The following is a 26,388-nucleotide window of genomic DNA, read 5'->3' as shown; positions in this document are numbered from 1 at the left end:
CTCCCATCCACCACATCATGAGTACAACCGGAAGGAATCCCAATGCCAGAACGGAAAGCCACAATTGCCAGCCGCGTGGGCCTGCACGCACGCCCGGCATCGATCTTCGCCGAGGCCGCGGCGGCGCAGCCCGTGGACGTCACCATTGCGATGGAGGGGGAGCCTGCCGAGGAAGCAATGGACGCAGCCAGCATGCTCTCGCTGATGAGCCTGGGGGCGTCGAACGGTGACGTAGTGGTGCTGCGCGCCGAGGGCGAAGGCGCCGACGACGCCCTCGACGCCCTGGTTAAAATCCTGGAAACCGACCTCGACGCGTAAGAGCGCCGCATTCGACGGTAAATGAATAAAGCGGGAGCTCCCGGTGACCCGGCAGCTCCCGCTTGATGCGTCCACCGTTATTCCAGTGAACGGATACAACGAAGCCAGCGGACATAATCCGCTGGCTTCGGTCGTAACCTCACGCTGACCCCCCACAGGCAGCGGATGTTACATAATCATAATTCTGACACAGGATGATGAAAATGTGAATGCCCGATACCAATTCTTTATCTGGAACCCAATACCGTCGCCAGTGAGCCGAGCTCCGGGTTCTTTTTGGCAACCCGGCGTGAGTTCCACATGATGGTCAGCCCAAGCGCTACCACGATGACTGCCCCATAGTTCAGCAGGAAGTCCCAGGCACCCCGCTCCAGGCCCCACAGCGCCACGCTTAGCAGGGAGTGGATGACGACAGCCGCCATTCCGAGTGAAATGAGACCGGCACTGAGCCGGATATCCCATCGCCGTCGGGAATCAGCCGCGTAGGCGGACAGGGCAGGTGCCAGGCACGCCGCAACATAAGCCGTGTAGACCCTTCCGACGTCGCTGTACGCCAGGACGGTGTTCTGGCCCCGATACGCCTCAAGGGCCGTGGAAGATTCCGGCAGGTCGCTGATGACGAAGAGCACGGCCGCTGCCGCCACAGCCGCCGCCAGGACGCTCAGCCCCACGGGTCCGCCGATCAGCCAGCGGGCGCGTGGCGAGTTAAAGGCGGCGGCAAGTTTGAGGCCGAGGATCAGAAAGATGGCAAACAGCGAGTACCGGATGACTAGATTCGTAATGTTCACTCCACCCAGCAGCGCATCCAGCGAAAGGTAAAAGAAGGGAATGCCAAGCGCCACCGCCAATGCCATGAGGACCAGGGCGGCAAATATGCCGCGGTTTTCACCCCGGATCACGCCGGGCACCCGAAGCAGGGCGAAGAAAGCCGTGACCCCGAAGGCGGTCCACTGTAATGTCATCCCAATTGCTCCAAGAGTGCTGAGTTGTTTTTCTCGTCGTTTTCGAACTTCTTCAACGCTTTCCCAAGAGTATCCAGCCGGTCCCGTGCCAGAAACACCAGGTCCGCGTCGGACAACTCAGCCAGTGCCCGCTCGCGCCCATTCAACGGCCAGCCGCACTCGTCAGGAGTGAGCAGGCCGGTGGCCACCAGTCCGCTGGTCAGCGAGACCCCGGCCAGACGGGCCGCTTCAACGGCGAGCTCGGTGGCCAGCCGGCCGGCGGTGAGCTGGGCGGAGAGGTTTTGCGGCGCCACACCGCTCCGGGCACTGAGCTGCTGCCGCAGGTCCCCGGGGTCGACGGCTTCAAACCAGGCCCGCACCGAGTTCCGATGCGGATAGGAACACAGGGAAGGAAGCTCGCCGGGGGACGGAAGCGGCTCCAGGCTTCGGGCCACAAGCAGCTGCAGGATGCAGATGTAGGACACCTGGCTGATCAGCTCGCCGGCGGTCGGAGGGCGGGAACCGGCCAGCAGATCCCGGTACTCCTCAAAGTATGAGAGTGCCGCCACCGGATCTTGGTCGCAGGCCCTGGCCACCCGTACGACGGTGGTTTCCGACACTTTTCCGCGGACCAGCTGCTGCGCCAAAGTCGAGCGTTTGATGCCCGCCATCCGGCAAAGGTCCGCCGTTGATTCGCGCGGAGCCATCATAGAGCGCCAGCTCTGAAAAGCTTTGGCAGACACTGCCACGGGCGACTCCCGCCGATTGGTTTCTCCGGACGGATGCAACTATACTATTTTTACTGGCTCCCCCTTCTGCGTTCCCCCCATATGCAGAGCGGGGAGTCAGCTTCAATTAACGCAGCGGAAAGTTATTTCCCGCTGCTGATCCGCCTTCTTCCCGCATTTCCTGTACGGAAACCTCAGCGGGCCGCCTGCGGCCAGGACACATGGTGGCTGAACTCCCGGTGTTTCCCCAGGTAGGACGCGGCGTAGGAACAATAAGGCTTGATCCGCCGCCCAGACGCTATAACGTCTTCCACGGCAAATTTCACCAGCATCGAGGAATACCCCTGATGCCGCCACTGAACCCCGACCACCGTGTGCGTCAGGGCCACTGAATCCGACTCTTCGACATAGTCGGCCGTGCCCACCAGCTCACCGCCTATTCGGAGCTCGTAACGGCTTTGTTCGGAATTGCGGGAAAGGTCAACATCGTCCCTGCTGTGCCCGGTCATGCCCATGAGCCTGACACCAAACCGCCGGTCCGTCCAGAGTTTTTCGGCTCTTCGCAATGCAGGGGATGTTCGGGGCGGGGCGACGGCGCTACCGTGGGCCTTGCGTACGTGCCCAGGCCTCAAGCAGAGGAGCACCCATGGCCAAGGTAGTTCTGTCCGGCACCGTGTCAGTAGACGGCTTCATCGCGGACGGGAACGACCAGCCCGGACCGCTGTTCGACTGGCTGCTCAGCGGTGACGTGCCGTTGGACGAGAGCGGCGAGTTGAAGGTGTCGCAAGCGTCCTACGATTACACCCGGCCGTATTGGGACCGGGTCGGGGCGACCATCGCCGGCCGCCATGTCTTCGACCTGACCGACGGCTGGGACGGAACGCCCCCCAGCGGAATCGATCATGTGGTTGTCGTGACGCACCGACCGGAGCCCGAGGGCTGGGACCCCGAGGCGCCGTTCCATTTCGTCGACGGCGTCGAGGCGGCCGTGGCGAGGGCGCAGGAGCTTGCGGGTGACCGCATTGTCGAGGTCGCCGCCGGCGACGTCGGTGGCCAGGCGCTTGCCGCGGGCATGGTCGACGAAGTGCGCATGGACGTCGCACCCGTCGTGTTCGGGTCCGGCAAGCGCTACTTCGGGTCGGTCCACGCCCAGCACCTGTTGGAGGAACCCGACGTGGTGATACAGGGCAACCGGGTGCTTCACCTGCGCTATCGGGTGCGCCGCTGACCGGCCTAAGCGGATGCCGGACGAAGTCCCCGCGAACGGCTCCTCCGGCTAGGCGGCCTGCCCGCCCCCGGCTGTTGCCTCAGCGCTCTCCCAGGCCTTTTCCAGCCCCGCGACGGCGGCACCGTAGTTGCCCAGTTCAGCCTCGCTCAGCGCCGCGGCCGACCCCTCGGCCGGGCGGAGCGCCGCCGCTGCCTTCATCGCCCGCAGCAACGCCCTGGTTTCCGGCTTGGCCGCATCCTGCAGCCCCGGCTTCTCCATGGCCTTCCAATCGTCCAGCTCGTAGGCGCTCCAGCTCAGCAGGACCGATTCATGGCGGCGTTCAAGCTCGGCAATGCGCTGCCGGCGTTCGCTCCGCCTCCGCTTCTCCCCGCGCCGCCGGTTGCGGACCCGCACCCAGGATGCAGCGCCGGTTGCCCCGGCGACCGCAGCCAGCCCAATCCACGGCCCCGCCTCCGGATTGCCGGCAACGGCCCAGGCCACGGCCAGCAGAGCCGTCAGCAGCCCGGTGAGGCCCACCCAGAACAGGTTCTCGCCGTCGTTCCGGGCGAGTGCCACATCCACTCTGAAGGCGGTCAGGGCCAGGGCCGCAACCATCAGGATCAGCGCGGGAATGAGGAATCCGGATCCGGCATCGATGTGCGGCACTGACGTCCCCTTTCCACGGGTGGCTGAGTCTGCTTCTCCCATCTCACGCCGGATGAGCGGAAAGGTCAATGTCCGCCGCGGCAGTACCGGACTGGTTGGGACCGGCAGGGAATTACCAAGTATGCTGATGTCCGTCATTTACCGTCCGGCCGCGGCCCCTGCCGTTACCGCAACGGAGCACCTTTACACGGAGCACAAAGGATAAGAATGAAAATCCCCGCACCGCGCGGACCCGTCAGCACCGCACTCCTTGACCTGTTGCGTGCCCCGGATGCGCCGGCAGCAGAACGGCTCGCGGCCTTGACGGCGGCGTCCCGGCAGGCCGCCGCAGAAACCGCCGACATCCTCCGTGACGAGGACCTGCAGCTGGCCCTTTTCTGCCTCTACGAACTGCACTACAGCGGACTGGACGGTGTCCCGGACAGCCTGGAATGGCATCCGGGACTCGTCGGCCTGCGCCTGGAGCTCGAGGAGGCATTCGAGGCCGCACTGCGCCGCGTCGTCCCCGTTCCCGGGCTGCCCGAGCCCACCAGCGAGGCAGTGGCCGCTGAACTGTTCCGGATGGCAGCCGACGACGACGGTCCCAGCGTTTCCCGCTACGTCGCCTCCAAGGCGACCAAGGAACAGCTGCAGGAGTTCCTGATCCTGCGTTCCGTGTACCAGCTGAAGGAAGCCGATCCCCACAGCTGGGCCATTCCCCGCCTGCCCGTGGGCCGGGCGAAGGCGGCGCTGATTGAAATCCAGGCCGACGAGTACGGCGGCGGACGCCCCGAACGCATGCATTCCCACCTCTTCGGCGTGACGATGAAGGGCCTCGAGCTGGAAACGGCGTACGGGTGGTACCTGGACTTCGTACCCGCAGTGACGTTGGCCTCATCCAATGCCATGTCCCTGTTCGGGCTGAACCGGCGGCTGCGCGGTGCCATCGCCGGCCACCTGGCGGCGTTTGAAATCACCTCGTCCATTCCCAATTCCTTCTACGCCCGCGGTTTCCGCCGGCTTGGTTTCGACGACGACGTCACGTACTACTTCGACGAACACGTGGAAGCCGACGCCGTGCACGAGCAGATTGCTGCCCGGGACCTGGCGGGCGGGCTGGTGGAGTCGGACCCCGAGCTGCTCGCCGATGTGATTTTCGGCGCGGCCACGGTGCTGACGCTGGACGCAATGATGGGCGAGGACCAGCTCACCGCCTGGCAGGACGGCAGCTCTTCCCTGCGATCAGTGGATTCCGCGGATGCCTCGGGCGCGGCAGCCGGCGCCCTCGCTGCGGCGGCAGTGGCTGCCGGAGCAACGCCGTGACCTCCTCTCGCCCCGATCTGCCGGACCCGGCCCACCCTGCTGCCCTTGGCGCGGCGGGCCGCCCCGGCGGGGCGGACGACTGCGGCGGCTGCCCGACGGCGGAATCTCCGGCGGATTCGGAACCCGGATCCGCCGGCCCGCCGGCCTCAGTGGTTGCCTGCCCCAACGGGCCACTCCTGGTGCGTGGAAACTTTGAGATTGTCACCCCCGATGGCGTTCCCATCCCGCGGGACCGGGAAACTGTCGCCCTCTGCCGGTGCGGAGGATCTGCCATCAAGCCGTACTGCGACGGAACGCACAAACTGATGAAGTTCGACACCACCCGCCGCCGTCCGGTGCCCGCCGCCGTCGTTAGCCGGCTGAACGCCGAAGAGGAAGCCGGCAGCAAAGAGCAGTGAACGGCACCGCTCCCGCCTGAGAACCCTTGACCCCTCCGGACGCCAACCGCACACTTGTCGGCATGATCAGGGTGCAGGCGGGCAGCGGCACGGCTGTGAGCGTCACCGGGCTTTCGAAAACCTTCGGGACAGTTGTAGCGGTCGAGGATGTCACGTTTTCGATCGAGGCGGGCGAGGCCTTCGGAATAGTCGGCCCCAACGGCGCCGGCAAGACGACGACGGTTGAGTGTGTGGCCGGGACGCTGACGCCCGACGGCGGGCGGGTGGTGGTGCTGGGAATTGATCCCGCGAAGGACCGCACCACGGTGCGCGAGCGTGTCGGCTATCAGCTTCAAGCCGCCGAGCTTCCTGCGGCGCTGCGCGTGGAGGAGGCGCTGCGCCTGTTTGCCGCCTTCTACCCCGCCCCTGCCGACGTATCGGAACTGCTGCGGACCGTCGGGCTGGATGCGCACCGCAAGCGGCCGTTCGGGAATCTCTCCGGCGGACAGAAGCAGCGGCTCTCGATTGCCTTGGCGCTCATCGGGAATCCCGACGTCGTTGTCTTCGACGAGCTGACCACGGGACTCGATCCCCAGGGCAGGCGGGATATCCGGCGACTGATCCAGCGGGTGAAGGATGACGGCATCACGGTGCTCCTCGTCACCCACTACCTCGACGACGTCGAGCGTCTGTGCGACCGTCTGGCAGTTATCGACGCCGGCCGCACCCGCTTCGTGGGCACGCCGGCTGAACTGGTCGCTGCGTCCGGAACGGATGCCGGAGGGCCGGCCGCCCTCGAAGACGCTTATCTTGCCTTTATTGAGCAGACTGCGCCCGAGTGAGAAGGAACGGTGGAGCATGCGAGCACTGGGCGCCCTGACACGCGTTGAGGCAACTCTTTACCTGCGGAACCCCCTGAGCATTTTCATGGCACTGGTGCTGCCGTCTGCGATTCTGCTGCTTCAGGGGTTCGTCATTCCCGGCATGAGGGTCCCGATCGGAGGGCCGGATCCCGCCTATGCCGCCCTTCGCCCCATCGATCTGCTTGTGCCGCTCTCCATCGCCGTGGCGTTGTCCAGCGTGGCGCTTACCAACTACCCGTCAGCGATTGGCGGCTACAGGGAGAGCGGCGTCCTGCGCCGCCTGGGGGTAACGCCCGTCGGCGCGCACCGCATCCTGTTTGCCCAGTGGATTGTCAGCGCCGCGTCCCTCCTCCTCGCGGTGGCCATAGCCATCCTGCTGGCCCGGATCGCCTTTGACAGCCTGACGCCAAGCAGCGTCCCGCTGGTTGTTGCCGTGATTGCCGTTGGCGTCGCCGCCATGATGGCCGTGGGATCCCTCATCGCAGCTGTCGCCGGAACGGCCCAAAATGCCTACGGCATCGGGTTCTTGGTGTTCATGGTCTGCATGTTCACCGCAGGGCTGTGGACGCCCGGTCCGCTCATGCCCGAGGGAATCCGGACGGTCGCCGCCCTGAGCCCGCTTGGCGCCATGACCCAGGCGCTTACCGCGGCCTGGTACGAGGGCACCGTCACGGCGGCTCCCTTCCTGGTCATGCTCGGCTGGACCGTTTCGTGCGCGCTGCTGGCCGCGAAGGTTTTCCGCTGGAGCTGAGCAAAAAGAAAGCACCCCGGTCCGAAGACCGGGGTGCTGCCGAAGTCCCGGTTCATCCGCTAACGAATGAACCGGCCCATTCCATGGTGGGCCCTGTGGGGCTCGAACCCACGACCCACGGATTAAAAGTCCGATGCTCTACCAACTGAGCTAAAGGCCCCCCGCCATATCGGGACGGCTTTCCAAACCCGTGGCACCGAGGGTTTCCTGCAGGTTTCCCTGCGGATCTCCTCCGGTTTCCCCGGTTCGTTCCAGCCGTCGACGAATCGACTTCTCCACTTTATCGCACGCGGGACGCATCTCACGAAAACAGCCCCGGGAGTCTTGCCGTTTCGCCGCGGGAGCCCGGCTTGGCAGGTCCGGCCGGACGGCGCGGAGCCGCCTCGACGCCCGTTCCCGCTGCGGAGTATTCTCAAAATATGAGTGAGTCGAATTCTCTGCCGCCACGGCATCACAAGCCCAAGCTGTACGCTCCCCTGGATTTCGCCAACTTCCCCGGAGGCGCGGATCCGGCCCGGGTTTCGGAAGCAGCCCATCTGGCTGCCCAGGCCCTGGTCCACCACGGTCGCGAAAGCGACGATCCGGAGATCACCCGCCGCCTGGTGAAGCTCGCCGACAAGCAGGGGCTCGAATCGATTGCGGAACTCTGGGCGGAAAGCCCTCCGCGCTCCCTGCCCGGCGCCCTGTGGCGCCTGTATGCCCTCCGTGCTGCCACCCAGCAGAATCCCGAGCGCATCGCCTCGTACTACGCGGCGGGCAAGGACGTCGCGCAGGTCTCCAAGGTCGTCGCCGGCGTCGCCGAGCCGCTGGGCGCCGACGAGGTCAAGGCCATGGCCGACACCATCCTCTCCGGAGCCTTCGAAGGGGAGTTTGATGTGGCGCTGGAGCGCTTTGCCGCCTTCTGCCGCGTGGTTGCCCTGGGGCAGACCCATCATGCGGATTCGGCCGAGACCGGAAGCGCCGGGACGGCCAGCCAGCTGACCCGCAACGCACGCCAGCTCGTCAGGACGGCCGAGGACCTGGAGCACTCCGCTGCTGCATGGCGCCGGGGAGAGCTGGATTAAGGGCCCGCCGGCGCTCGTGTTGACATCGTCGCCGAAGAGTAGAAAACTGAAATTGGTGTCGGACTGCGGAACCCCCGGGCTTCAACTTAGAGCCGCTTCGAGCGGCCTTCCGCCGAGAGGCGCTCCCGGTCCGGCACCGCTTTTGTGTCTACCCGACCAGCCGATAATCTTAGCCCCGTGACCTACTTCCTGCAGGGCCGATACGGCACCCGACGTTTCCGGGTTACCCAGTGAGGCTGCGGCTCTTTCCTCAGGAAAATGCCGGGCTTGAGATCCTGTCCAAGATGGGAAGCGTGCTGGTGCGCGGCGCGGGCACGCTCTCCGAAGTCCTTGGCGCCGAAGCGGCGGACTATGACCGCCTCGCTGAGCAAATGCACCAGCTCGAAGCCGAATCGACGGACCTGCACTTCGCCCTGATGACGCAGATGCGGTCCAGTTTCATCAATCCGCTGCCGCGCGAGGATCTCTATGGTCTTTCGCTCATCCTGATGTCGGCGATGGAGAACCTGGATGCAGCCGCGGAAGTGGTGGCCCTGTACCGCCTCACCGGCATCTCCGGCCGTGCCGCCGAACAGCTCGAAGTGATTGGCCGGCAGGCGGAACTGACCGTCGGCGCCATGCGCCGCCTGGCCTCGCTGGAAGACCTCGATGACTACTGGATTGAGATGCTGCGGCTGTCCAAGCGGTCGGAGCGCACGCACCGGATCTGGATTTCCGAACTGCTGCGCGACCACAAACCACTCAGCTACGCCCGCCACCGGGACCTGGCCGAGCAGCTGGCCGGAACCACCACGCAGCTTCGCCGGTGCGCCACTGCAGTGGGCGGCATCCTGGTCCGGGAATCCTAGGTGGAGACGGTCCTGCTGGCCGCCGTCGTGCTTTTCGCCGGAGGCTACGCCTTCATCAACGGCTTTCATGACGTCTCAAACTCGGTTGCCACCGCGGTGCGCACCCGGGCCCTGACTCCCACGGTCGCCGTCGTCCTGGCCGCCGTCTTCAACCTGACCGGCGCCCTGCTGAGCACCGCCCTGGCCCTGGTGCTGGCTGACCGGTTTATCCAGCTGCCCGAAGGAACGTCAGGGCTGGGCATCCTGATCGCCGGGCTGCTGGCCGCGTGCGGCTGGGGGCTGTGGACCTGGTGGCGGCGCATGCCCTCCTCCTCCACGCACGCGCTGGTGGGCGGCATCGTCGGCTCGGGCGCAGCGTCCACGCTGGTGGGCGGGCCCAACATCGCCGAGTCCTACCAGGTGCTGCTGCAGCAGATCGTCCTGCCGCTGCTGCTCTCCCCCGTTGTCGCCTTCGGGCTCGCCTATCTGCTGGTGTTTCCGGCCACCTGGCTCATGCGCTACAGCTCGCCGCGGCGCGGCGACGCCGGAAACCGGATCGCCCAGTCAGTCTTCACATCGGCGTTCTCGCTGGGCCACGGCATGCAGGACGGCCAGCGGACAATGGCGGTTATTGTCCTGGCGCTGGTGGCAGCAGGCTCCGCCACCGACACCGGCATTCCCCTCTGGGTCCAGATTTTCTCCGGCTCCGCACTCGCTGCGGGCAGCCTTTTCGGCGGCTGGCGGATCAGCCACACGCTGAGCAACCGGCTGGTGCGCATCGATCCGCTGCGCGGCATGAGCGCGACGGCGGTCAGCTCCTCCATGCTGTTCACGGGTGCCCTGTGGCTGCAGATACCGCTGTCGAGCACGCAGACCATGACGTCGGCCATTGTGGGCGCCGGCGCCAACCAGCGGTTTTCAACGGTCCGGTTCATTCCCCTGCGGGAAATCCTGGTCACCTGGCTGACCACGGCGCCGGTAACCGCAGTGCTCGGCGGCATCCTGTTCCTGGCGCTCAGCCCGCTGCTCTGAGCACTCCCTCGGGCTTCACGCGCTGCTCTGAGCACTCCGGGCGGACTCCCCGGTGAAGCGGTGCTCCTTAGCCGAAGCGGCCGGAGACGTAGTCCTCAGTGGCCTTCTGGGCCGGGTTGCTGAAGATCACCGGGGTGTCCGCGTATTCGATCAGCTTGCCGGGCTTGCCGGTGCCGGCAATGTTGAAGAACGCCGTCTTGTCCGACACCCGGGCGGCCTGCTGCATGTTGTGCGTCACGATCACCACCGTGTAGTCGCTCTTGAGTTCCTCAATCAGGTCCTCGATGGCCAGCGTGGAGATGGGGTCCAGCGCCGAACACGGCTCATCCATCAGGATGACTTCCGGCGACACCGCGATGGCGCGGGCGATGCAGAGGCGCTGCTGCTGGCCGCCGGAAAGCCCGGAACCGGGCTTGTCCAGCCGGTCGCGGACTTCCTTCCACAGGTTGGCGCCGGTGAGGGACTTTTCCACCAGGTCATCGGCGTCGGACTTGGAGATGCGCTTGTTGTTCAGCTTCACGCCGGCCAGCACGTTGTCGCGGATGGACATGGTGGGGAACGGGTTGGGGCGCTGGAACACCATGCCGATGTGGCTGCGGACGGTTACCGGATCCACGCCGGGGCCGTAGAGGTTCTCCCCGTCGAGCAGCACTTCGCCCTCCACCCGCGCACCGGGGAGGACTTCATGCATCCGGTTCAGCGTCCGCAGGAACGTGGACTTGCCGCAGCCGGAGGGACCGATGAACGCCGTGACGGACCGGGCCTCAATGTTGATGTTGACGTTTTCTACGGCCAGGAAGTCGCCGTAGTAGACGTTGAGGTCCTTGACGTCGATTCGCTTGGACATGTGTTTCCTTCTGTTCGGAATTTTCGGTGGCGGCGGGCTGCTGTGGAGTGCAGGCAGCCGCCGAAGTGCGGCTTGGGCCGGGTCAGCGGCCGGTCTTGGGCGCAAAGAGCCGGGCGATCAGGCGGGCCCCGAGGTTCAGGAGCATCACCATGATGATCAGCAGCAGCGCCGCGGCCCAGGCCCGCTGGGTGCTGGGATCGGTGTTGGTGGGCGACGTGGGGCTCATCAGCTGCCGGTAAATGAAGGTGGGCAGCGTGGTCATCCAGCCGGCGAACACATTCATGTTGATGGTGTTCACGAAGCCGGCGGTGACCAGCAGCGGGGCCGTTTCACCGATGACGCGGGCAATGGCCAGGGTCACGCCCGACGCGATGCCGGAGATCGCCGTCGGCACCACCACCTTGAGGATGGTCCGCCACTTGCGCACGCCCAGGGCGTAGGCGGCTTCGCGCAGTTCGTTCGGAACGATCTTCAGCATTTCCTCGGTGGAACGCACCACCACCGGAATCATCAGGACCGACAGGGCGACGGCGGCCACGAACCCGGTGCGAACGCCCGGGCCGAACAGCAGTCCGAAGAAGGCGGCGGCGAAGAGCCCGGCCACGATGGAGGGGATGCCCGTCATGACGTCAACGAAGAACGTGATGGCCCGGGACAGCGGCCCGCCGTGGCTGTATTCCACCAGGTAGACGGCGGTCAGGAGGCCGATCGGCACCGAGATGATCGTGGCCCACAGCGTGATCAGCAACGTGCCCACAATGCCGTGGTACGCCCCGCCCAGCACGGGTCCGCCGGTCTGCACGCTGGTGTTGTCCACGGCTCCCGTCATGCCGCCCATGGAGGTGAACAGGAAGTCAGGGCTCAGGCCGGCGAGGCCCTTGGACAGGACGGTGAAGATCACCGAGATCAGCGGAACCAGCGCCAGCAGGAAGGATCCGCAGACCAGGTAGGTGGCAAAGCGGTCCACGGCTCGGCGGCGGCCTTCCACAATCCACGTCACCGCGGTGGCCGACACTACGAAGATCACCGCTGTGAAGATGGCGAAACTGGCGATGCCGAAGCCGATCAGGGCCGAGAGCGCAGCCCCGAGGATGACGGCCGCACCCAGGGCTGCCCACACCGCGTAGCGCGGCAGCCGGTTCTTGGTGAGCGTGGCCGGACGGCGGCTCAGTGTTTGTGTCTGCATCAGTTGGCTCCGGAGAATTCTTTGTGGCGGCTGATGATCCAGCGCGCGATCACGTTCACGGCCAGGGTGATCAGGAACAGCACCAGGCCGGCGGCAATCAGCTCGGACAGGCGCAGCCCGTAGGCTTCAGGGAAGTTCAGGGCAATTTCCGCTGCGATGGTTTGGTTTCCCGGCCGGATCAGGCTGGGGATCAGGCCGCCGGAGGAGAGCACCAGGGCCACGGCCATGGTCTCGCCGAGCGCGCGCCCCAGGCCCAGCATGACGGCGCTGACCACGCCCGCCCGGGCGAAGGGAAACACTGCCATCCGGATCATTTCCCAGCGGGTGGCGCCCATGGCCAAGGCGGCCTCCTCATGCAGCTTCGGGGTCTGCAGGAAGATCTCCCGGGTCAGCGACGTGATGATCGGCAGCACCATGACCGACAGCACGATCCCGGCGGTCAGCATGGTCTTGCCGGTCTGGCTGGCCGGGCCGGAGAAGATCGGGATCCAGCCGGCGTTGTCCGCCAGCCATGTGTACGGACCCACCAGGGCCGGCGCAAGCACCATCATGCCCCAGGCGCCGTAAACCACCGAAGGGATGGCCGCGAGCAGGTCAATGAGGTAGCCAAGGCTCTGCGCGATCCGGCGGGGGGCGTAATGCGAGATGAAGAGCGCGACGCCGATTCCCACCGGGGTCGCGATGACCAGGGCGATCGCCGCGGCGATCACCGTGCCGATGACCAGCGGCCAGATGTAGGTGAGGAATCCCTTTCCGCCGCTGATGTCCGCGGGGTCCGCGGTGAACGTGGGCAGCGCCTGCCAGAGCAGGAACATGGCCACGGAAAACAGGACAAGAAGGATGAGGCAGCCGGCCAGGAGAGTTATGCCGGAAAAGACTTTGTCTCCGGCACGGCCGGCACCACCGGTGCCTTCTATGGACTTGCTGGACACTGCACAACCCTTCGGTTCTTCACTGGCATCTACTTAAACACTCTACTGACCCTGCGCAGGTTCCCTTTGCCACAGTGAAACTGTCCACATCTTCGGCTGTCCTTCACTGTGCAACGGTTTCCCGCCTGCGCAGGGCTTCCGCTTCCGCGCCTTTTCACTGTCCCACGGTTGTTACTTCTGCAGAACGCTGATGCTGTCCAAGGCGGCCGCGGCTTCCTGACGGAGGGCATCCGAGAGCGGCGCGTTGCCGGCCGCGTCCGCGGCGGCTGCCTGTCCCTCTTCACTCACCACGTAGTTTCCGAAGGCCTGGACCAGGTCGACGGTTGCGGCGTCCTCATAGGCGGTGCAGTAGACGTGGTAGGAAACCAGCACCACCGGGTAGGCACCGGATTCCGCAGTGTCCCGGTCCAGGTTCATGGCCATGTCCGCGTCCGGCCGGCCCTCGCCGGTAACCGGGGTGGATGCCTCGACGGCCTTTGCCGCGGCTTCGGAACTGAGCGGAACGTACTCGCTGCCCACCAGCACGTTGACCGCACCCAGGCCTCCCGCCGCTGAGGCGTCGGCGTAGGTCACGGCGCCCTCAGTGGAGGTAACCAGCGAGACCACGCCGCCGGTTCCGGAAGCGTTTTCGCCGTTGCCGATCCCGGCGGGCCATTCACCTGACGCTTCGTCGGTCCAGGCTTCCGGAGCCGCCGCTGCAAGGTACTCGGTGAAGTTCTCGGTGGTTCCGGATTCATCGCCGCGGTGCACCGGGGTGATGGGAGTGCCGGGAAGCTCGGCCCCGGGATTGGTCGCCGTGACGGCGGGATCGTTCCATGCGGTGATCTCGCCGCGGAAGATCTTGGCAATGGTGTCGGCATCCAGGTTCAGTTCCTCAACGCCCGGCAGGTTGAAGGCCACCGCAATCGGAGAGATGTAGGCGGGGATGTGCAGGGCGCCGTCCGGGCCGCAGACCTGCGCGGCTGCGGCGGCCTCTTCCTCGTCCAGGTAGGCATCGGATCCGGCGAACTGCACGCCCCCGGCCAGCAGCGCCTCGCGGCCGGCTCCTGATCCGTCCGGCGAATACTGCACCGCGGCTCCCGGATTTTCCGCGCTGAAGCCGGCGATCCAGGCCTGCATGGCTGAGTCCTGCGAGGAGGCTCCGGCCCCGGACAGGGTTCCGGTGAGCGTGCTGTCCGAAGCCGACGACGGCGCGGTGTCGCCGCCGGGGGCGGCAGCGCTGTCGCTGCCGCAGGCTGACAGGGCGAGGGCAGCTGCCGAGAGGATGGCGGCTGTGCGGACTTTTCCATTTACCAACACGTCTGTTCCCTTTCAAGGGCGAGTTTCGCGGGAGCGGCGAGGGCAGTGAGGAAACCGTTCGCCGGGACGGACAAATTTCCGCCCCTTCACAGATGGTGGCCGGGCAAGGTTAACGACAGGTGAACGGCAAACAGAGCCGCAGGGAACGTTTGCCTGCGGTGGAACAATCCCCGGGAGAAGTATTTGCACCGGCCGTCACGGAAAGCCTCCGGATGGAGGCCGGGGCGGAGGCCCCATAGACTGTTCGCATGCCCCCATACGACCGTCTTGCCCGGAGCCGGGGATTCCTCCGAAACCGGATACGGGTGGGGCTTCACCGCAGCCGCAATTCCATCCTTCCCGCCGCGCAGATGACGGTGTGCGCCGTGGGCGCCTATGCGTTTGCGCAGTATGTCCTGGGCCATGAAGGCCCGCTTTTCGCAGCCACGGCAGCCCTGATCTCGCTCGGCTTCTCCCGGGAGCCGCGCACCAGGCGGGTCCTGGAAGTGGGCGTCGGCTGCACCCTGGGCATCACCGTGGGAGAACTGCTCCTGCATGTTCTGGGCACCGGCCTGTGGCAGGCCGCCGTCGTCCTCTTTGTTTCCCTGATGCTGGCGCGCTTCCTGGACCGCGGCGTTATCTTCACGACCCAGCTGGGCCTGCAATCGCTGCTGGTGGTGCTGCTTCCGGCACCGGACGGCGGCGTGTTCACGCGCAGCCTCGATGCCATCGTGGGCGGACTGTTTGCGCTGGTGGTGACGATGCTGGCACCGCGCGATCCGCGGCGGGAACCGCAGTCCAATGTCCGGGATTTGCTGCATGAGCTCTCGGCCGTGCTGCGCCAGTGCGCTGAAGCGGTGGCGAAAAGCGACTCGACCATCGCCTGGCATGCCCTGGTGCGTGCCCGCAACACCCAGCCCCAGCTCGACGCCGTGGCCCGCAGCGTCCGTGACGCCCGGGAGGTGGCCCGCATCTCCCCTGCCTATCGCCGGCATCTCGCCGAGCTGGGCGACCTGCGCGGTTCCATCGGCTATCTGGATCTGGCGGTGCGCAACAGCAGGGTCTTCGCCCGGCGCACCACGTCGGTCATCAACCATGCGGCGTTGCACGACGAGGCCATTGAGCGTGTTGCCGAGGTCGTGAACGACACGGCGGACGCCGTCGACATCCTGGCCCGCGCACTGGCCGGCGGGGAATCAGGCGGAACCCGCGAGAAGCATCTGCGGCAGGCCCGCAACGGCCTGGCCCTGGTTGGTGCGCAGCTGAACCCCGGCGCACTGGGGGTCACTGACATCCAGGGGGACGCCCTCGTCATGCTCTTTCGGCCCCTGGTGGTGGACCTGCTCGAGTCCACCGGCCTGACCCATGAAGAGGCAGTGGGCTACCTCGCGGACGTGTGAGGCCCGCGTGAGTGGCCTGCGGAAGTGGCCTGCTGACCAGCGCTGCCGGCCGGAACAGAAGTGTCACCGGCGCGGGATAGCCTGATTCCATGGCCACGAAGACTACCCGCGCAAAAACCGCTAACTACCGCTGCGCAGAATGCGGCTGGACCACCGCCAAGTGGGTGGGCCGGTGCGGGGAGTGCCAGGCCTGGGGAACCGTCGAGGAAGCCGGCGAGGTGGTGGCCCGCACCACGGCCGCGGCCACCGTGGCCCGGCCTGCCCTGCGGATCGCCGACGTCGATGCCACTTCCGCTTCCTACCAGCCCACCGGCGTGAACGAGCTGGATCGGGTCCTGGGCGGCGGGCTGGTCCCGGGCGCCGTCATCCTGCTGGCCGGTGAGCCGGGGGTGGGCAAGTCTACGCTGCTGCTGGATGTTGCCGCGAAGGTGGGAAACCTTGGCCGGGACGTTCTGTACGTCACGGGCGAGGAGTCCACCGCCCAGGTGAAGCTGCGCGCCGAACGCATCAACGCGGTGTCCGATTTTCTTTATCTGAGTGCTGAAACTGACCTGGGCCAAGCCCTGGGCCAGGTGGAGCAGGTTAAACCGGCGCTGCTGATCGTTGACTCGGTGCAGACCCTGAGCAGCTCGGCCGTGGACGGCAGCGCCGGCGGGGTCAGCCAGGTGCGCGAAGTGGCTGCCTCCCTGATCAATGCCGCCAAGACCCGGAACATGACCACCCTGCTCGTGGGACACGTCACCAAGGACGGTTCCATTGCCGGGCCTCGGCTGCTGGAGCATCTGGTGGATGTGGTGTGCCAGTTCGACGGAGACCGCCACTCGCGGCTGCGGCTGCTGCGGGCCGTGAAGAACCGCTACGGTCCCACCGACGAAGTGGGCTGCTTCGACCTGACCGAGGACGGAATCGTCGGGCTCGCCGATCCGTCCGGGCTTTTTGTCTCCCGCACCAAGGAACCTGTGTCGGGCACCTGCATCACGGTCACGCTCGAAGGAAAACGGCCGCTGGTCGCCGAAGTCCAGGCCCTGCTCGCCGAAACCAGCAACTCGCAGGCCCGCCGCGCCACGAGCGGACTGGATTCCTCGCGGGTGGCCATGCTCCTGGCCGTCCTGCAGGCGCGGGCGTCGATGAACCTGGCCAAGGATGACAGTTATGTGGCCACAGTGGGCGGGGTCAAGCTCAGCGAACCGGCCACCGATCTGGCCGTGGCACTGGCCGTGGCGTCGGCCAAAATGAACAAGCCGCTGCCGGCGCAGCTGATCGCATTTGGGGAGGTCGGCCTGGCCGGCGAGGTGCGGCCCGTTCCCGGCATCGCCCGGCGAATCTCCGAAGCGGAGCGCCTGGGCTTCACGCATGCGGTGGTTCCGGCGTCGCCCAACGGCCCGGTCGCGGTTCCGGCCGGATTCAAGGTGAGGGAGGTGTCCACCCTCACGGAAGCCCTCGAGCTGCTGTTCTAGGCGGCCCGCGCGCGATCCCGGCGGCGGCCGCCGGGCCGGCTCGGCTCTGTGCTGCGCACGGCACAAAAGTCGCCATTGTCCCCTGCCGGACCACTACTATAGGGAAAGTGTCTGTGCAGCGCCCGCCCAGAACGCCCGTGGGCCCGATGGCCGGAAGGAAGTGACCATGGCACGCAGTCCCGAAGATTCGCTGAAAGCCACTCTGGCCCGGGTAGCGCCCGGAACCGAGCTCCGCGACGGGTTGGAACGCATCCTGCGCGGCCGCACGGGAGCCCTGATCGTGCTGGGGTTCGATCGCACCGTTGACTCCATCTGCTCCGGCGGCTTCGACATCGGCATCGATTTCTCCCCCACCCGCCTGCGCGAGCTGGCCAAGATGGACGGTGCCATCGTCTGTGACAATGATGCCAAGACCATTCTGCGGGCCGCCGTGCAGCTGGTTCCGGACCACACCATTGAGACGCATGAATCCGGCACCCGCCACCGCACAGCCGAGCGCGTGGCCGTCGAAACGGGATTCCCCATCATCTCGGTCAGCCAGTCCATGCAAATCATCCAGCTCTATGTCCGGGGCCTCCGCCACGTGTTGGAGGGCTCCGAACCGGTGCTGGCCCGCGCCAACCAAGCGCTGGCCACCCTGGAGCGCTACCGCGCCCGCCTGGATCAGGTCACCAACTCGCTGTCGGCGCTGGAGATCGAGGCCATGGTCACCGTCCGGGATGTGGCTGTCACCCTGCAGCGCCAGGAGATGGTCCGCCGGATTTCCGAGGAAATCTCCCAGTACGTCCTCGAACTCGGAGTGGACGGCCGGCTGCTGTCCCTGCAGCTCGAAGAACTGACGGCGGGCCTGGGCCCGGGCAGCGAGATGATTGTCCGCGACTACGCCGACCTGCATGACGGCCAGCGCCGGGCCGAGGACCAGGTCGCCACCCTGCAGAACCTCAGTGACTCGGACATGGTCGATTTGGGCAAGATCGCCGCCGTCGTTGGCTTCCAGCCCGGACAGGATTCCCTGGAGGCCGTGGTGCAGCCGCGCGGTTACCGGCTGCTGAGCAACATCAAATCGGTGCCGCCGACCGTCGCGAACCGGCTGGTGGACCACTTCGGCGGGCTGCAGAACCTCATGGCCGCCAACATTGACGATCTGATGACCGTGGACGGCATCGGAGACCAGCGCGCCCGCATGGTGCGCGAAGGGCTCTCCCGCATTGCCGAGACCAGCCTGCTTGACCGGTTCATGTAGCTACTCGAGTTCGAAAACCGAGGTCCCGCTGCTGATGTTTCCCAGCCGGGCGGTGAACATGTAGGTTCCCGGATTCGGATTGCTGGAAACCTCCGAGCAGCCGGGTGCTGAACGCTGGCGCTCCCACGTGAACTTGGCCGTTTCCACACTGTTGGGCTTGATGGTTTTGAGCAGGTCCTCGCCGGCCTGCTGGCAGTCCCGTGACGAGAAGATCCGGTCGGCGCCGCTGGTGACGGTGAATTCCATCTGGCTGGTCCCCACGTTGACGTCGCAAGGCTCAGCGCCGTTGTTGGTCACCGTCATGGTCAGCACCGGAGTTGTGCCTGCGGAATAGCTCAGTGCGTCGGTGGTGGCAGCGACCTGGACGGATTCTTCCGGGCACAGTTTCGACGCCGGTTCAGCCCCGCCGCTCGGCGCGGGTGAGGAGGCGGTTGGCTTTGGAGACGGCTTTCCGCCGGGAGCTGCCGTGGTGTCCGCGGCGTCGGGCTGCTTGTTGTCCGCGGCGCCGGGCTGCTTGTTGTCCGGGCCGGGAATGGTGGCTTCAGTGCCGCTGTCGGCGGCCGCCGGCTCGTCTCCGCGAAGCGCGTTCGCCACGGCGGCGATGCCCGCGATCAGGGCGATCAGAACCAGCAGTCCGAGGAGGCCGGCGACTATCCGCCGACGCCGGTAGACGGCCGCGCTCGGGTGTCCGGGGGCGGTGTTCCCTGACGCTGTGTGCCCTGATGCTGTGTTCCCCGAAGAGGAGTCTGATGATCCATTACCAACCATGCCTTAAGGCTAGGTATACGGGTCCGGATTACCTGCCGCACCACGCCGGTCAGTAGAGTATTGCTGGTCATAACCGAGGGAGATTGCATGGGACCGGGTCCGCAGCAGGCGCCGCAGCTGCATACGGAGATCATCAGTTGGTTCACCGCCAATGCGCGCGACCTTCCGTGGCGGGAGGCCGGCTGCAGCCCGTGGGGAATCTTCGTCAGTGAAATCATGCTCCAGCAAACCCCCGTGGTCCGCGTGCTGCCGGTGTGGGAGCAGTGGATGGCGCGCTGGCCCACTCCTGCCGCGTTGGCTGCCGAACCCAGCGGGGAAGCAGTGCGCGCCTGGGGGCGGCTCGGCTATCCCCGCCGCGCCCTTCGCCTGCACGCAGCGGCCACGGCCATGACCGCCGATTTCGGCGGCCGCGTTCCGGAAACCTCCGCCGAGCTCCTGACCCTGCCGGGCGTGGGAACCTACACCGCTGCGGCAGTCGCGTCCTTTGCCTTCAGCCGCCGGGAAACGGTGGTGGACACCAACATCCGCCGGGTCCATGCCCGCGCCGTCGGCGGCAAGGCCCTGCCCGCGCCGGCGCTGAACGCCGCGGAAATGCGCCTGGCCGTTACCCTGCTGCCCGACGACGACGCCGCTTCCGTCGCCTGGAACGCCTCGGTCATGGAACTCGGCGCCCTGGTGTGCACCGCCCGCAGCCCCAAATGCGAGGTCTGTCCGGTGCTCCGGCACTGCGCGTGGGTGGCGGCCGGAAAACCTGCCCCGGACTACATCCCCAAGGGCCAGTCCTGGGCCGGCACCGACCGCCAGGTCCGCGGCGCCGTCATGGCCGTGCTGCGGCAGGCAAGAGGCCCGGTGCTCCGGACGCTGCTGCTGGGTCCGGTGGACCTCGTGGCGCCGGAGGCTGATCCCGAGCTCGCCCCGCTGGCGGCGCTGCACGCGCTCAACGCTCCTGCCGAGCAGCTCGAGCGGGCGCTGGCCGGGCTCCTGACGGACCGGCTGGCCGAGGAGACCGAGAGCGGCCTGCAGTTGCCGGCCTGACTCTCGCCGGGAACGCTAGATCTCTCCGAAACCGTTCCGCACCTCCAGCGCCATGATGTCCACTGCCCGGGCGGCATCGGGGCCGCGGGCTGCCACGGTGAGGGTCTGTCCCGGACCGAGGCCCAGGGACATCAGCATCATCACCGATTTCGCGTCCACGCCGTTGATGCGCACCTCAGCATCCAGGTCGGACATCGCCTGGGCGACGGCGGCTGCCGGACGGGCATGCAGGCCGGCCCGGTTGATGATCTCCCACGATCCGGTGTGCACACCGTCGTCGTCGGGGTCGAAACCATCCGCTTCCTCCTCCGGCTCCCCGGCACCTCCCCCGGCCGCCGTGCCCGCTGCCGTGCCCGCCGCTGCAGCAGGTGCCCGGGCCGGGATGCCGCCGGCGGACTCAGCCTCCTGCACCACCGCGGCGAGTGCCCTGCCGCCCTGCGCGGCGACGGCGGCCGCCACGGTTCCTTCCACCAGCGGCGCGTCTGCCAGCCGCACCCGGCCGCGCTGCTCATCGTCCAAAAATTCCACTGCCATTTCGGCGGTCATGACGGCCGAGCCCAAATCGGCCAGCAGCACCGCGCCCTCGCCGGTGTCAGCGACGGCGATGGCGGCGGTGATCTTGTCGAGGCTGGTGCCGATGCCGCCGTCGTCGGTACCGCCGGCCGGCGCGATCGTCACGTCGCCGGCCATCTGCGCCGCCAGTTCCCGGACACCTTCCGCCAGTTTGGCGCTGTGGGAAACGATGACCAGACCTACGCTCATGTGCCCTCTCCCGCTGTCCTGGCCGCCGCCTGCAGGATCAGGGCCGTGGAGGCCGCCCCGGGGTCAAGATGTCCGGCGCTGCGCTCCCCCAGGTAGCTGGCCCGCCCCTTGCGGGCGATCAGCGGTTCTGTCCCGGCCAATCCGGCGTTGGCGGCGTTTGCCGCCGCGGACAGCACCTCCAAGCTGCTCGCCTGCGCCGCTGCTGAAGTTTGCGCTGCTTCCACTGCGGGGGTCCACGCATCCACCATGGTCTTGTCTCCGGGTTCCGCCTTGCCCCGCGCCACGATGCCGTCCCGGGCGGCGGTGAGGACCGCGACGACGGCGGCAGGGTCCAGCTCCGGGCTGTTGCCCGCCGCGGTCGAGGCGCGCAGGAAAGCCGTCCCGTACAGCGGTCCTGCCGCGCCCCCGACCTTCGACATCAGTGTCATGGCTGCCAGCTTCAAGACGTCGCCGGGGGTGGCCGGCGTGCCTTCGGCGTCCAGTTTCTGCACGACGGCGGAAAAGCCCCGGTCCATGTTTTCGCCGTGGTCGGCGTCGCCGATGTCCCGGTCCAGATCGATCAGCCGCTGCCGGTTCTCGGCCATGGCCGCAGCGCTGGCACGCATCCATTTGGCGGCCCATGCCGCATCCAGTGCCATCCCTCAGACCCCCCAGCGCAGCGCCGGCGTGTGCACGGGGGAATCCCACAGCTCGGTCAGCTCCTCGTCCAGCCGCAGCACCGTCACTGACGCGCCCTGCATGTCCAGCGCGGTGATGTAGTTGCCCACCAGCGACCGTTGAATGCGGATGCCACGCTCGGCCAGGACTTCCGCGGCCCTGCGGTAGACAATGTACAGCTCGCTGAGCGGCGTGCCGCCCATGCCGTTCACAAACAGGAGGACCTTGTCCCCGGACGCGGCGCCCAGATCGCTGAGGACCGGGTCCAGCAGCTGGTCGGTGATGCTGTCGGCGGGCGCCATCGGCAGCCGGTGCCGGCCAGGTTCGCCGTGGATGCCCACGCCCAGCTCAATCTCGTTCTCCGCCAGGGTGAAGCTGGGTTCTCCCGCGTGGGGAACGGTGCACGGCGCCAGGGCCACTCCCATGGACCGGACGTTGGCGTTGACCCGTTCGGCCACTGCCGCCACCTGCTCCAGCGAGTCCCCCCGCTCCGCAGCACCGCCGGCAATGCGCTCCAGCAGCACGGTTCCGGCCACCCCGCGCCGTCCGGCGGTGTACAGCGAGTCTTCGACGGCGACGTCGTCGTTGACCACCACCGTGGCGACGTTGACGCCTTCCGCCTGGGCCAGCTCGGCGGCAGTCTCAAAATTCAGGATGTCGCCGGTGTAGTTCTTGACGATCAGCAGGACCCCGGCTCCGGTGTCGGTACCGGTGATTGCGGGAAGGATCTGGTCCGGGGTGGGGGAGGTGAAGACCGCCCCGGGCACCGCCGCATCCAGCATGCCGCGGCCCACATACCCGCTGTGCAGCGGCTCGTGGCCGCTTCCTCCGCCGGACACCAGGGCCACCTTGTCCCTCGCCGGCTCCCTGCGCACCACAAAGTCCGGGTCGCTGTGCACCCGGACCAGATCGTGATGTGCCAGCCCAAAGCCGGCCAGCGATTCCGTAACCACCCGGCGCGGGTCATTGATGAGTTTCTTCATTCTCGAGCAGCTCCTTCAGCGAAGGCGTCCCGGCCGGCACGGCGCCGCTGCCGGTTCCAGGAATTAACCCTGAGTTGCTCAAGACCCTACTCCGGCATGTGCCCGCTGGACAGGCCGGACGTGGCAGGGAAGCCCGCCGGAGAGCCCGTCGCCGACCCCTGGTTAAACAGCGGCGGGAGGGGTTGGATAACCCCTCCCGCGCCCTGCTCTCAGGACCTACTTGCCCTTGAAAGCGTCCTTGATGTTTTCGCCGGCCTGCTTGGCACTGCCTTTGGCCTGGTCACCGTGGCCTTCGGCTTCCATGCTTTCGTTGCCGGTGGCCTTTCCCAGGCCTTCCTTTACCTTGCCGCCCAGCTTCTCGGCTGAATTCTGCACCTTGTCATCTGCGCCCATAAGTGGATCCCGCTTTCTGATCGTGGCCCGGTGCGGCAGCATAAACTGTCACTCATTCTTCGGGCCGTTGGTGATGCTAAGTACCCTGAGCGTATCCATTTGTGGCGGCGAAATGCCAGCAATATCGTCCGGTTACTCTGTTCGCGAACAGCGGCGCCCCCGGAAAGATGCGGCTACAGGGAACGGATCATGCGGGTATTGCCCAGGGTATTGGGCTTGACCCGGGCCAAATCCAGGAACTCGGCCACTCCTTCGTCGTGGGAGCGCAGCAGCTCCGAATAGACCTCGGGATCCACCGCCGACTGGTTGGCCATCACCTCGAATCCGTGGCGCCGGAAAAACTCCACCTCGAAGGTCAGGCAAAAAACGCGCCGGACACCGATCTCGGCGGCTTCGGCGAGCAGCGCCTCGAGCAGGATATGGCCGACGCCGCGGCCGCGCCAGCTGCTGTCAGCGGCCAGGGTCCGGACTTCCGCCAGGTCTTCCCACATCACGTGCAGCGCCCCGCACCCGACCACCTCGCCGTCGGGCCCTTCAGCGATCCGAAACTCCTGCAGCCCCTCGTAGTAGGCCACGGCTTCCTTGGCCACCAGGATCCGCTCGTCCGCCAGCGGTGCCACGAGGGCCCGGATGCGGGGAACGTCGGAGGTGCGGGCGCGGCGGACAGTGATGGTCAAGGGAGAAGTCACCGGTTCAGTCTAGGACCGCCCGGGGCCACTGCGTAAAGCGGGCGCCGGGGATCCGCATGCTTCCCGCACGGCACATGAAAAGGACCCGGCGGGCGGATGCCACCGGGTCCTTCTCATATCGGGTGCCGTTGGCCGGCAGCTCGGCTGTTAGTCGCCGACGCCGGCTTCAATTGCCGAGGGCGCTTCCTCAAGGGCCTTCGGCGCGCCGTGGCCCACAAACGTGAACTTGGCGTCGTCGCCTTCGCCCTCCACGTCCACGGAAACCAGTTCGCCGGGCTTGAGATCCCCGAACAAGATCTTCTCGGACAGCTGGTCCTCGATTTCGCGCTGGATGGTCCGGCGCAGCGGCCGGGCACCCATGGCGGGATCGTAGCCCCGGGTCGCCAGCAGGACCTTGGCGGCCGGAGTCAGTTCGATGGTCATGCCCTTGTCCGCCAGGCGCTTGCCCAGGCGTTCCAGGAACAGGTCAACGATCTGGACGATCTCGTCCTGCGTGAGCTGCGGGAAGACCACCGTGTCATCAACACGGTTGAGGAACTCGGGGCGGAAGTGCTGGCGCAGCTCCTCCGTGACCCGGGCCCGCATCCGGTCGTAGCCGGTCTTCGTGTCGGTGCCGGACTGGAAACCGGTGGACACGCTCTTGGAGATGTCCCGGGTTCCCAGGTTGGTGGTCATGATGATGATGGTGTTCTTGAAGTCCACCACCCGGCCCTGGCTGTCCGTCAGGCGGCCGTCTTCGAGGATCTGCAGCAGCGAGTTGAACAGGTCCGCGTGGGCCTTTTCCACCTCGTCGAACAGCACCACGGAGAACGGACGGCGGCGGACCTTTTCGGTCAGCTGCCCGCCTTCTTCGTAGCCGACGTACCCGGGAGGAGCACCGAAGAGCCGGGAAACCGTGTGCTTCTCGGAGTATTCGGACATGTCCAGGGTGATCAGGGCTTCTTCGTCGCCGAAGAGGAATTCCGCCAGTGCCTTGGCCAGCTCAGTCTTACCGACACCGGTGGGGCCGGCGAAGATGAAGGAGCCACCCGGACGCTTCGGATCCTTGAGTCCGGCACGCGTGCGGCGCATGGCCTGCGAGATGGACTTGATGGCCTGATCCTGACCGATGACGCGCTTGTGCAGCTCGTCTTCCATCTTGAGCAGGCGCGTGGATTCTTCTTCGTTGAGCTTGACCACGGGAATGCCGGTGGAGTTGGCAAGCACCTCGGCGATGAGTTCCTCATCCACCTCGGCGATGTCATCCAGGCCGCCGGACTTCCACTGGCGTTCCTTTTCCGCGCGCTGGTCGTGGAGCTTCTGCTCCTTGTCCCGCAGGGAGGCGGCGCCTTCGAAGTCCTGGGAATCAATGGCTGATTCCTTCTCCAGCTTGAGCGCGGAGATCTTCTCGTCGATTTCCTTGAGCTCGGGCGGCGCCGTCATCCGGCGGATCCGCAGCCGGGCACCGGCTTCGTCGATCAGGTCAATGGCCTTGTCCGGCAGGAACCGGTCACTGATGTAGCGCTCGGCCAGGGTCGCGGCCGACGTCAGTGCGGCATCCGTGATGGACACGCGGTGGTGCGCTTCATAGCGGTCCCGCAGGCCCTTCAGGATCTCGATGGAGTGCGCAACGGAAGGTTCCTTGACCTGGATCGGCTGGAAACGGCGCTCGAGGGCGGCGTCCTTCTCGATGTGCTTGCGGTACTCGTCCAGGGTGGTGGCACCGATGGTCTGCAGTTCACCGCGGGCCAGCATCGGCTTCAGGATGGAGGCCGCGTCGATGGCGCCTTCCGCGGCTCCCGCACCAACCAGGGTGTGGATCTCATCGATGAACAGGATGATGTCTCCGCGGGTGCGGATTTCCTTGAGCACCTTCTTCAGGCGTTCCTCAAAGTCACCGCGGTACCGGGAGCCGGCAACGAGGGATCCGAGGTCAAGGGTGTAGAGCTGCTTGTCACGAATGGTTTCCGGCACGTCGCCGCGGACGATGGCCTGGGCCAGCCCTTCGACGACTGCGGTCTTGCCGACGCCGGGCTCACCAATCAGAACAGGGTTGTTCTTGGTGCGGCGGGACAGGACCTGCATGACCCGTTCCATTTCGTGCTCGCGCCCGATGACGGGATCCAGTTTGGATTCGCGTGCAGCCTGGGTGAGGTTGCGGCCAAACTGGTCCAGAACGACCGAACCCGCGGGCTGGCCTTCCTGCTGCTGGCCGCCCGAGCTGACGGGCTCCTTGCCCTGGTAGCCGGACAGCAGCTGGATAACCTGCTGGCGCACCCGGTTGAGGTCGGCGCCGAGCTTGACCAGCACCTGGGCTGCCACGCCTTCGCCTTCACGGATCAGGCCAAGCAGGATGTGCTCGGTTCCAATGTAGTTGTGGCCAAGCTGCAGGGCCTCCCGCAGGGAGAGCTCCAGAACCTTCTTGGCGCGGGGGGTGAAGGGGATGTGGCCGGACGGGGCCTGCTGGCCCTGGCCGATAATCTCCTGCACCTGCTCGCGCACGGCACCGAGTGAGATACTCAGGGATTCCAGGGCCTTAGCTGCGACGCCTTCACCCTCATGAATGAGCCCGAGCAGGATGTGCTCGGTGCCGATGTAGTTGTGGTTGAGCATGCGAGCCTCTTCTTGGGCAAGCACGACAACGCGACGGGCACGGTCGGTAAATCTTTCAAACATGAGGCACACTCCTAGCTAACGCGTAAT

28 protein-coding genes and 1 tRNA gene are annotated in these 26,388 nt (G+C 66.4%); 13 read left to right on the top strand and 16 right to left on the bottom strand.

The features are described from left to right. Positions 1-42: 42 nt before the first annotated feature. Positions 43-318 carry an HPr family phosphocarrier protein gene (locus QNO08_RS00630; protein WP_229966589.1) on the top strand — a complete coding sequence of 92 codons (276 nt, stop codon included), beginning with the start codon at positions 43-45 and terminating at the stop codon, positions 316-318. A gap of 227 nt (positions 319-545) precedes the next feature. On the opposite strand, the gene QNO08_RS00625 is transcribed toward QNO08_RS00630, so the two are convergent. The 3 genes from QNO08_RS00625 to QNO08_RS00615 form a co-directional block, all read right to left on the bottom strand. After that, positions 546-1,280, bottom strand: coding sequence for a hypothetical protein (locus QNO08_RS00625; protein WP_229966588.1), 735 nt, complete (start codon positions 1,278-1,280; stop codon positions 546-548). Beyond that, positions 1,277-1,969, bottom strand: a complete 693-nt coding sequence (locus QNO08_RS00620) for a hypothetical protein (RefSeq protein WP_349774900.1) — start codon at positions 1,967-1,969, stop codon at positions 1,277-1,279. Before QNO08_RS00620 ends, QNO08_RS00625 begins: the two co-directional genes overlap by 4 nt. 212 nt (positions 1,970-2,181) lie before the next feature. Then, positions 2,182-2,496 (bottom strand): GNAT family N-acetyltransferase, encoded by a 315-nt coding sequence (locus tag QNO08_RS00615; RefSeq protein WP_229966586.1) that lies wholly within the window; start codon positions 2,494-2,496, stop codon positions 2,182-2,184. A 137-nt stretch (positions 2,497-2,633) separates the two neighbouring features. On the opposite strand from QNO08_RS00615, the gene QNO08_RS00610 reads away from it, so the two are divergent. Then, positions 2,634-3,215 (top strand): dihydrofolate reductase family protein, encoded by a 582-nt coding sequence (locus QNO08_RS00610; RefSeq protein ID WP_229966585.1) that lies wholly within the window; start codon positions 2,634-2,636, stop codon positions 3,213-3,215. A 48-nt stretch (positions 3,216-3,263) separates the two neighbouring features. Here QNO08_RS00610 and QNO08_RS00605 read toward each other — a convergent pair whose 3' ends face one another. Beyond that, positions 3,264-3,860, bottom strand: a complete 597-nt coding sequence (locus tag QNO08_RS00605) for a hypothetical protein (protein WP_229966584.1) — start codon at positions 3,858-3,860, stop codon at positions 3,264-3,266. A 207-nt stretch (positions 3,861-4,067) separates the two neighbouring features. On the opposite strand from QNO08_RS00605, the gene QNO08_RS00600 reads away from it, so the two are divergent. The 4 genes from QNO08_RS00600 to QNO08_RS00585 are packed head-to-tail and all read left to right on the top strand — an operon-like array spanning position 4,068 to position 7,153. Next, positions 4,068-5,162, top strand: coding sequence for an iron-containing redox enzyme family protein (locus tag QNO08_RS00600; protein WP_229966583.1), 1,095 nt, complete (start codon positions 4,068-4,070; stop codon positions 5,160-5,162). Next, positions 5,159-5,560: a CDGSH iron-sulfur domain-containing protein gene (locus tag QNO08_RS17470; protein WP_442860517.1), complete on the top strand. Its 402-nt coding sequence runs from the start codon at positions 5,159-5,161 to the stop codon at positions 5,558-5,560. The genes QNO08_RS00600 and QNO08_RS17470 overlap by 4 nt, the downstream gene beginning before the upstream one ends. Positions 5,561-5,586: 26 nt before the next feature. Beyond that, the gene (locus QNO08_RS00590) at positions 5,587-6,381 is read left to right on the top strand and encodes an ABC transporter ATP-binding protein (RefSeq protein WP_284155626.1); all 795 of its coding nucleotides are present in this window, start codon (positions 5,587-5,589) and stop codon (positions 6,379-6,381) included. Positions 6,382-6,397: 16 nt separating this feature from the next. Then, on the top strand, positions 6,398-7,153 hold the full coding sequence (locus tag QNO08_RS00585; RefSeq protein WP_229966581.1) for an ABC transporter permease: 756 nt from the start codon (positions 6,398-6,400) through the stop codon (positions 7,151-7,153). A gap of 84 nt (positions 7,154-7,237) precedes the next feature. Here QNO08_RS00585 and QNO08_RS00580 read toward each other — a convergent pair. Beyond that, a tRNA-Lys gene (locus QNO08_RS00580) sits at positions 7,238-7,313 on the bottom strand. A gap of 259 nt (positions 7,314-7,572) precedes the next feature. On the opposite strand from QNO08_RS00580, the gene QNO08_RS00575 reads away from it, so the two are divergent. The 3 genes from QNO08_RS00575 (at position 7,573) to QNO08_RS00565 (ending at position 10,076) form a co-directional block, all read left to right on the top strand. Beyond that, positions 7,573-8,217: a hypothetical protein gene (locus QNO08_RS00575; RefSeq protein ID WP_229966580.1), complete on the top strand. Its 645-nt coding sequence runs from the start codon at positions 7,573-7,575 to the stop codon at positions 8,215-8,217. Positions 8,218-8,447: 230 nt separating this feature from the next. Next, positions 8,448-9,065, top strand: coding sequence for a DUF47 domain-containing protein (locus QNO08_RS00570; RefSeq protein WP_229966579.1), 618 nt, complete (start codon positions 8,448-8,450; stop codon positions 9,063-9,065). Next, positions 9,066-10,076, top strand: coding sequence for an inorganic phosphate transporter (locus QNO08_RS00565; protein ID WP_229966578.1), 1,011 nt, complete (start codon positions 9,066-9,068; stop codon positions 10,074-10,076). A gap of 67 nt (positions 10,077-10,143) precedes the next feature. Here QNO08_RS00565 and pstB read toward each other — a convergent pair whose 3' ends face one another. From pstB to pstS, 4 genes are all read right to left on the bottom strand, one after another. Next, on the bottom strand, positions 10,144-10,923 hold the full coding sequence (gene pstB / locus QNO08_RS00560; RefSeq protein ID WP_229966577.1) for a phosphate ABC transporter ATP-binding protein PstB: 780 nt from the start codon (positions 10,921-10,923) through the stop codon (positions 10,144-10,146). A gap of 82 nt (positions 10,924-11,005) precedes the next feature. Then, complete coding sequence (gene pstA, locus QNO08_RS00555; protein WP_229966576.1) at positions 11,006-12,109, bottom strand: phosphate ABC transporter permease PstA; 1,104 nt, start codon at positions 12,107-12,109, stop codon at positions 11,006-11,008. Then, positions 12,109-13,041 (bottom strand): phosphate ABC transporter permease subunit PstC, encoded by a 933-nt coding sequence (pstC, locus tag QNO08_RS00550; protein WP_229966575.1) that lies wholly within the window; start codon positions 13,039-13,041, stop codon positions 12,109-12,111. The genes pstA and pstC overlap by 1 nt, the downstream gene beginning before the upstream one ends. 171 nt (positions 13,042-13,212) lie before the next feature. Beyond that, positions 13,213-14,340, bottom strand: a complete 1,128-nt coding sequence (gene pstS, locus QNO08_RS00545; RefSeq protein ID WP_442860516.1) for a phosphate ABC transporter substrate-binding protein PstS — start codon at positions 14,338-14,340, stop codon at positions 13,213-13,215. Between the two features lie 248 nt (positions 14,341-14,588). Here pstS and QNO08_RS00540 point away from each other — a divergent pair, with 248 nt between their 5' ends. The 3 genes from QNO08_RS00540 (at position 14,589) to disA (ending at position 18,419) form a co-directional block, all read left to right on the top strand. After that, complete coding sequence (locus QNO08_RS00540) at positions 14,589-15,719, top strand: FUSC family protein (protein ID WP_229966574.1); 1,131 nt, start codon at positions 14,589-14,591, stop codon at positions 15,717-15,719. A gap of 89 nt (positions 15,720-15,808) precedes the next feature. Then, complete coding sequence (gene radA / locus QNO08_RS00535; RefSeq protein ID WP_229966573.1) at positions 15,809-17,176, top strand: DNA repair protein RadA; 1,368 nt, start codon at positions 15,809-15,811, stop codon at positions 17,174-17,176. A gap of 166 nt (positions 17,177-17,342) precedes the next feature. Beyond that, positions 17,343-18,419: a DNA integrity scanning diadenylate cyclase DisA gene (gene disA, locus QNO08_RS00530; protein ID WP_229966572.1), complete on the top strand. Its 1,077-nt coding sequence runs from the start codon at positions 17,343-17,345 to the stop codon at positions 18,417-18,419. Here the strand turns inward: disA and QNO08_RS00525 are convergent, their stop codons facing one another. After that, positions 18,420-19,187 carry a hypothetical protein gene (locus QNO08_RS00525; RefSeq protein ID WP_229966571.1) on the bottom strand — a complete coding sequence of 256 codons (768 nt, stop codon included), beginning with the start codon at positions 19,185-19,187 and terminating at the stop codon, positions 18,420-18,422. It abuts the gene before it with no gap. An 87-nt stretch (positions 19,188-19,274) separates the two neighbouring features. Here QNO08_RS00525 and QNO08_RS00520 point away from each other — a divergent pair, with 87 nt between their 5' ends. Next, complete coding sequence (locus QNO08_RS00520) at positions 19,275-20,222, top strand: iron-sulfur binding domain-containing protein (protein WP_229966570.1); 948 nt, start codon at positions 19,275-19,277, stop codon at positions 20,220-20,222. Positions 20,223-20,237: 15 nt separating this feature from the next. Here QNO08_RS00520 and dhaM read toward each other — a convergent pair whose 3' ends face one another. The 6 genes from dhaM to QNO08_RS00490 all read right to left on the bottom strand — a co-directional run bounded on the left by dhaM (position 20,238) and on the right by QNO08_RS00490 (position 26,361). Further along, positions 20,238-20,984 (bottom strand): dihydroxyacetone kinase phosphoryl donor subunit DhaM, encoded by a 747-nt coding sequence (gene dhaM, locus QNO08_RS00515; protein WP_229966569.1) that lies wholly within the window; start codon positions 20,982-20,984, stop codon positions 20,238-20,240. Continuing rightward, positions 20,981-21,622: a dihydroxyacetone kinase subunit DhaL gene (gene dhaL / locus QNO08_RS00510; protein ID WP_229966568.1), complete on the bottom strand. Its 642-nt coding sequence runs from the start codon at positions 21,620-21,622 to the stop codon at positions 20,981-20,983. The genes dhaM and dhaL overlap by 4 nt, the downstream gene beginning before the upstream one ends. Before the next feature lie 3 nt (positions 21,623-21,625). Then, positions 21,626-22,624: a dihydroxyacetone kinase subunit DhaK gene (gene dhaK, locus QNO08_RS00505; protein ID WP_229966567.1), complete on the bottom strand. Its 999-nt coding sequence runs from the start codon at positions 22,622-22,624 to the stop codon at positions 21,626-21,628. Between the two features lie 216 nt (positions 22,625-22,840). Beyond that, the gene (locus tag QNO08_RS00500) at positions 22,841-23,017 is read right to left on the bottom strand and encodes a CsbD family protein (RefSeq protein WP_104159952.1); all 177 of its coding nucleotides are present in this window, start codon (positions 23,015-23,017) and stop codon (positions 22,841-22,843) included. A 173-nt stretch (positions 23,018-23,190) separates the two neighbouring features. Further along, a complete protein-coding gene (locus tag QNO08_RS00495) occupies positions 23,191-23,706 on the bottom strand; it encodes an amino-acid N-acetyltransferase (RefSeq protein ID WP_229966566.1) in 516 nt (171 codons plus the stop codon). Positions 23,707-23,853: 147 nt separating this feature from the next. Beyond that, positions 23,854-26,361, bottom strand: coding sequence for an ATP-dependent Clp protease ATP-binding subunit (locus QNO08_RS00490; RefSeq protein ID WP_229966565.1), 2,508 nt, complete (start codon positions 26,359-26,361; stop codon positions 23,854-23,856). Between the last annotated feature and the right edge of the window lie 27 nt (positions 26,362-26,388).

This window comes from Arthrobacter sp. zg-Y820 (genome assembly GCF_030142155.1).
Taxonomy (GTDB): domain Bacteria; phylum Actinomycetota; class Actinomycetes; order Actinomycetales; family Micrococcaceae; genus Arthrobacter_B.
The sequence above is the reverse complement of the archived record's forward strand: the minus strand, read 5'-3'. Positions and strand labels throughout refer to the sequence as shown.

Bases quoted from the DNA above. Each gene is read 5' to 3' on its own strand.
- QNO08_RS00615 (WP_229966586.1), bottom strand. From the start codon at position 2,496: ATGACCGGGCACAGCAGGGACGATGTTGACCTTTCCCGCAATTCCGAA.
- QNO08_RS00625 (WP_229966588.1), bottom strand. From the start codon at position 1,280: ATGACATTACAGTGGACCGCCTTCGGGGTCACGGCTTTCTTCGCCCTG.
- QNO08_RS00540 (WP_229966574.1), top strand. From the start codon at position 14,589: ATGCCCCCATACGACCGTCTTGCCCGGAGCCGGGGATTCCTCCGAAAC.
- QNO08_RS00490 (WP_229966565.1), bottom strand. From the start codon at position 26,361: ATGTTTGAAAGATTTACCGACCGTGCCCGTCGCGTTGTCGTGCTTGCC.
- QNO08_RS00585 (WP_229966581.1), top strand. From the start codon at position 6,398: ATGCGAGCACTGGGCGCCCTGACACGCGTTGAGGCAACTCTTTACCTG.
- QNO08_RS00610 (WP_229966585.1), top strand. From the start codon at position 2,634: ATGGCCAAGGTAGTTCTGTCCGGCACCGTGTCAGTAGACGGCTTCATC.
- QNO08_RS00620 (WP_349774900.1), bottom strand. From the start codon at position 1,969: ATGATGGCTCCGCGCGAATCAACGGCGGACCTTTGCCGGATGGCGGGC.
- QNO08_RS00575 (WP_229966580.1), top strand. From the start codon at position 7,573: ATGAGTGAGTCGAATTCTCTGCCGCCACGGCATCACAAGCCCAAGCTG.
- radA (WP_229966573.1), top strand. From the start codon at position 15,809: ATGGCCACGAAGACTACCCGCGCAAAAACCGCTAACTACCGCTGCGCA.
- QNO08_RS00525 (WP_229966571.1), bottom strand. From the start codon at position 19,187: ATGGTTGGTAATGGATCATCAGACTCCTCTTCGGGGAACACAGCATCA.
- pstB (WP_229966577.1), bottom strand. From the start codon at position 10,923: ATGTCCAAGCGAATCGACGTCAAGGACCTCAACGTCTACTACGGCGAC.
- QNO08_RS00520 (WP_229966570.1), top strand. From the start codon at position 19,275: ATGGGACCGGGTCCGCAGCAGGCGCCGCAGCTGCATACGGAGATCATC.
- QNO08_RS00500 (WP_104159952.1), bottom strand. From the start codon at position 23,017: ATGGGCGCAGATGACAAGGTGCAGAATTCAGCCGAGAAGCTGGGCGGC.
- disA (WP_229966572.1), top strand. From the start codon at position 17,343: ATGGCACGCAGTCCCGAAGATTCGCTGAAAGCCACTCTGGCCCGGGTA.
- dhaK (WP_229966567.1), bottom strand. From the start codon at position 22,624: ATGAAGAAACTCATCAATGACCCGCGCCGGGTGGTTACGGAATCGCTG.
- QNO08_RS00630 (WP_229966589.1), top strand. From the start codon at position 43: ATGCCAGAACGGAAAGCCACAATTGCCAGCCGCGTGGGCCTGCACGCA.
- dhaL (WP_229966568.1), bottom strand. From the start codon at position 21,622: ATGGCACTGGATGCGGCATGGGCCGCCAAATGGATGCGTGCCAGCGCT.
- pstA (WP_229966576.1), bottom strand. From the start codon at position 12,109: ATGCAGACACAAACACTGAGCCGCCGTCCGGCCACGCTCACCAAGAAC.
- dhaM (WP_229966569.1), bottom strand. From the start codon at position 20,984: ATGAGCGTAGGTCTGGTCATCGTTTCCCACAGCGCCAAACTGGCGGAA.
- QNO08_RS00600 (WP_229966583.1), top strand. From the start codon at position 4,068: ATGAAAATCCCCGCACCGCGCGGACCCGTCAGCACCGCACTCCTTGAC.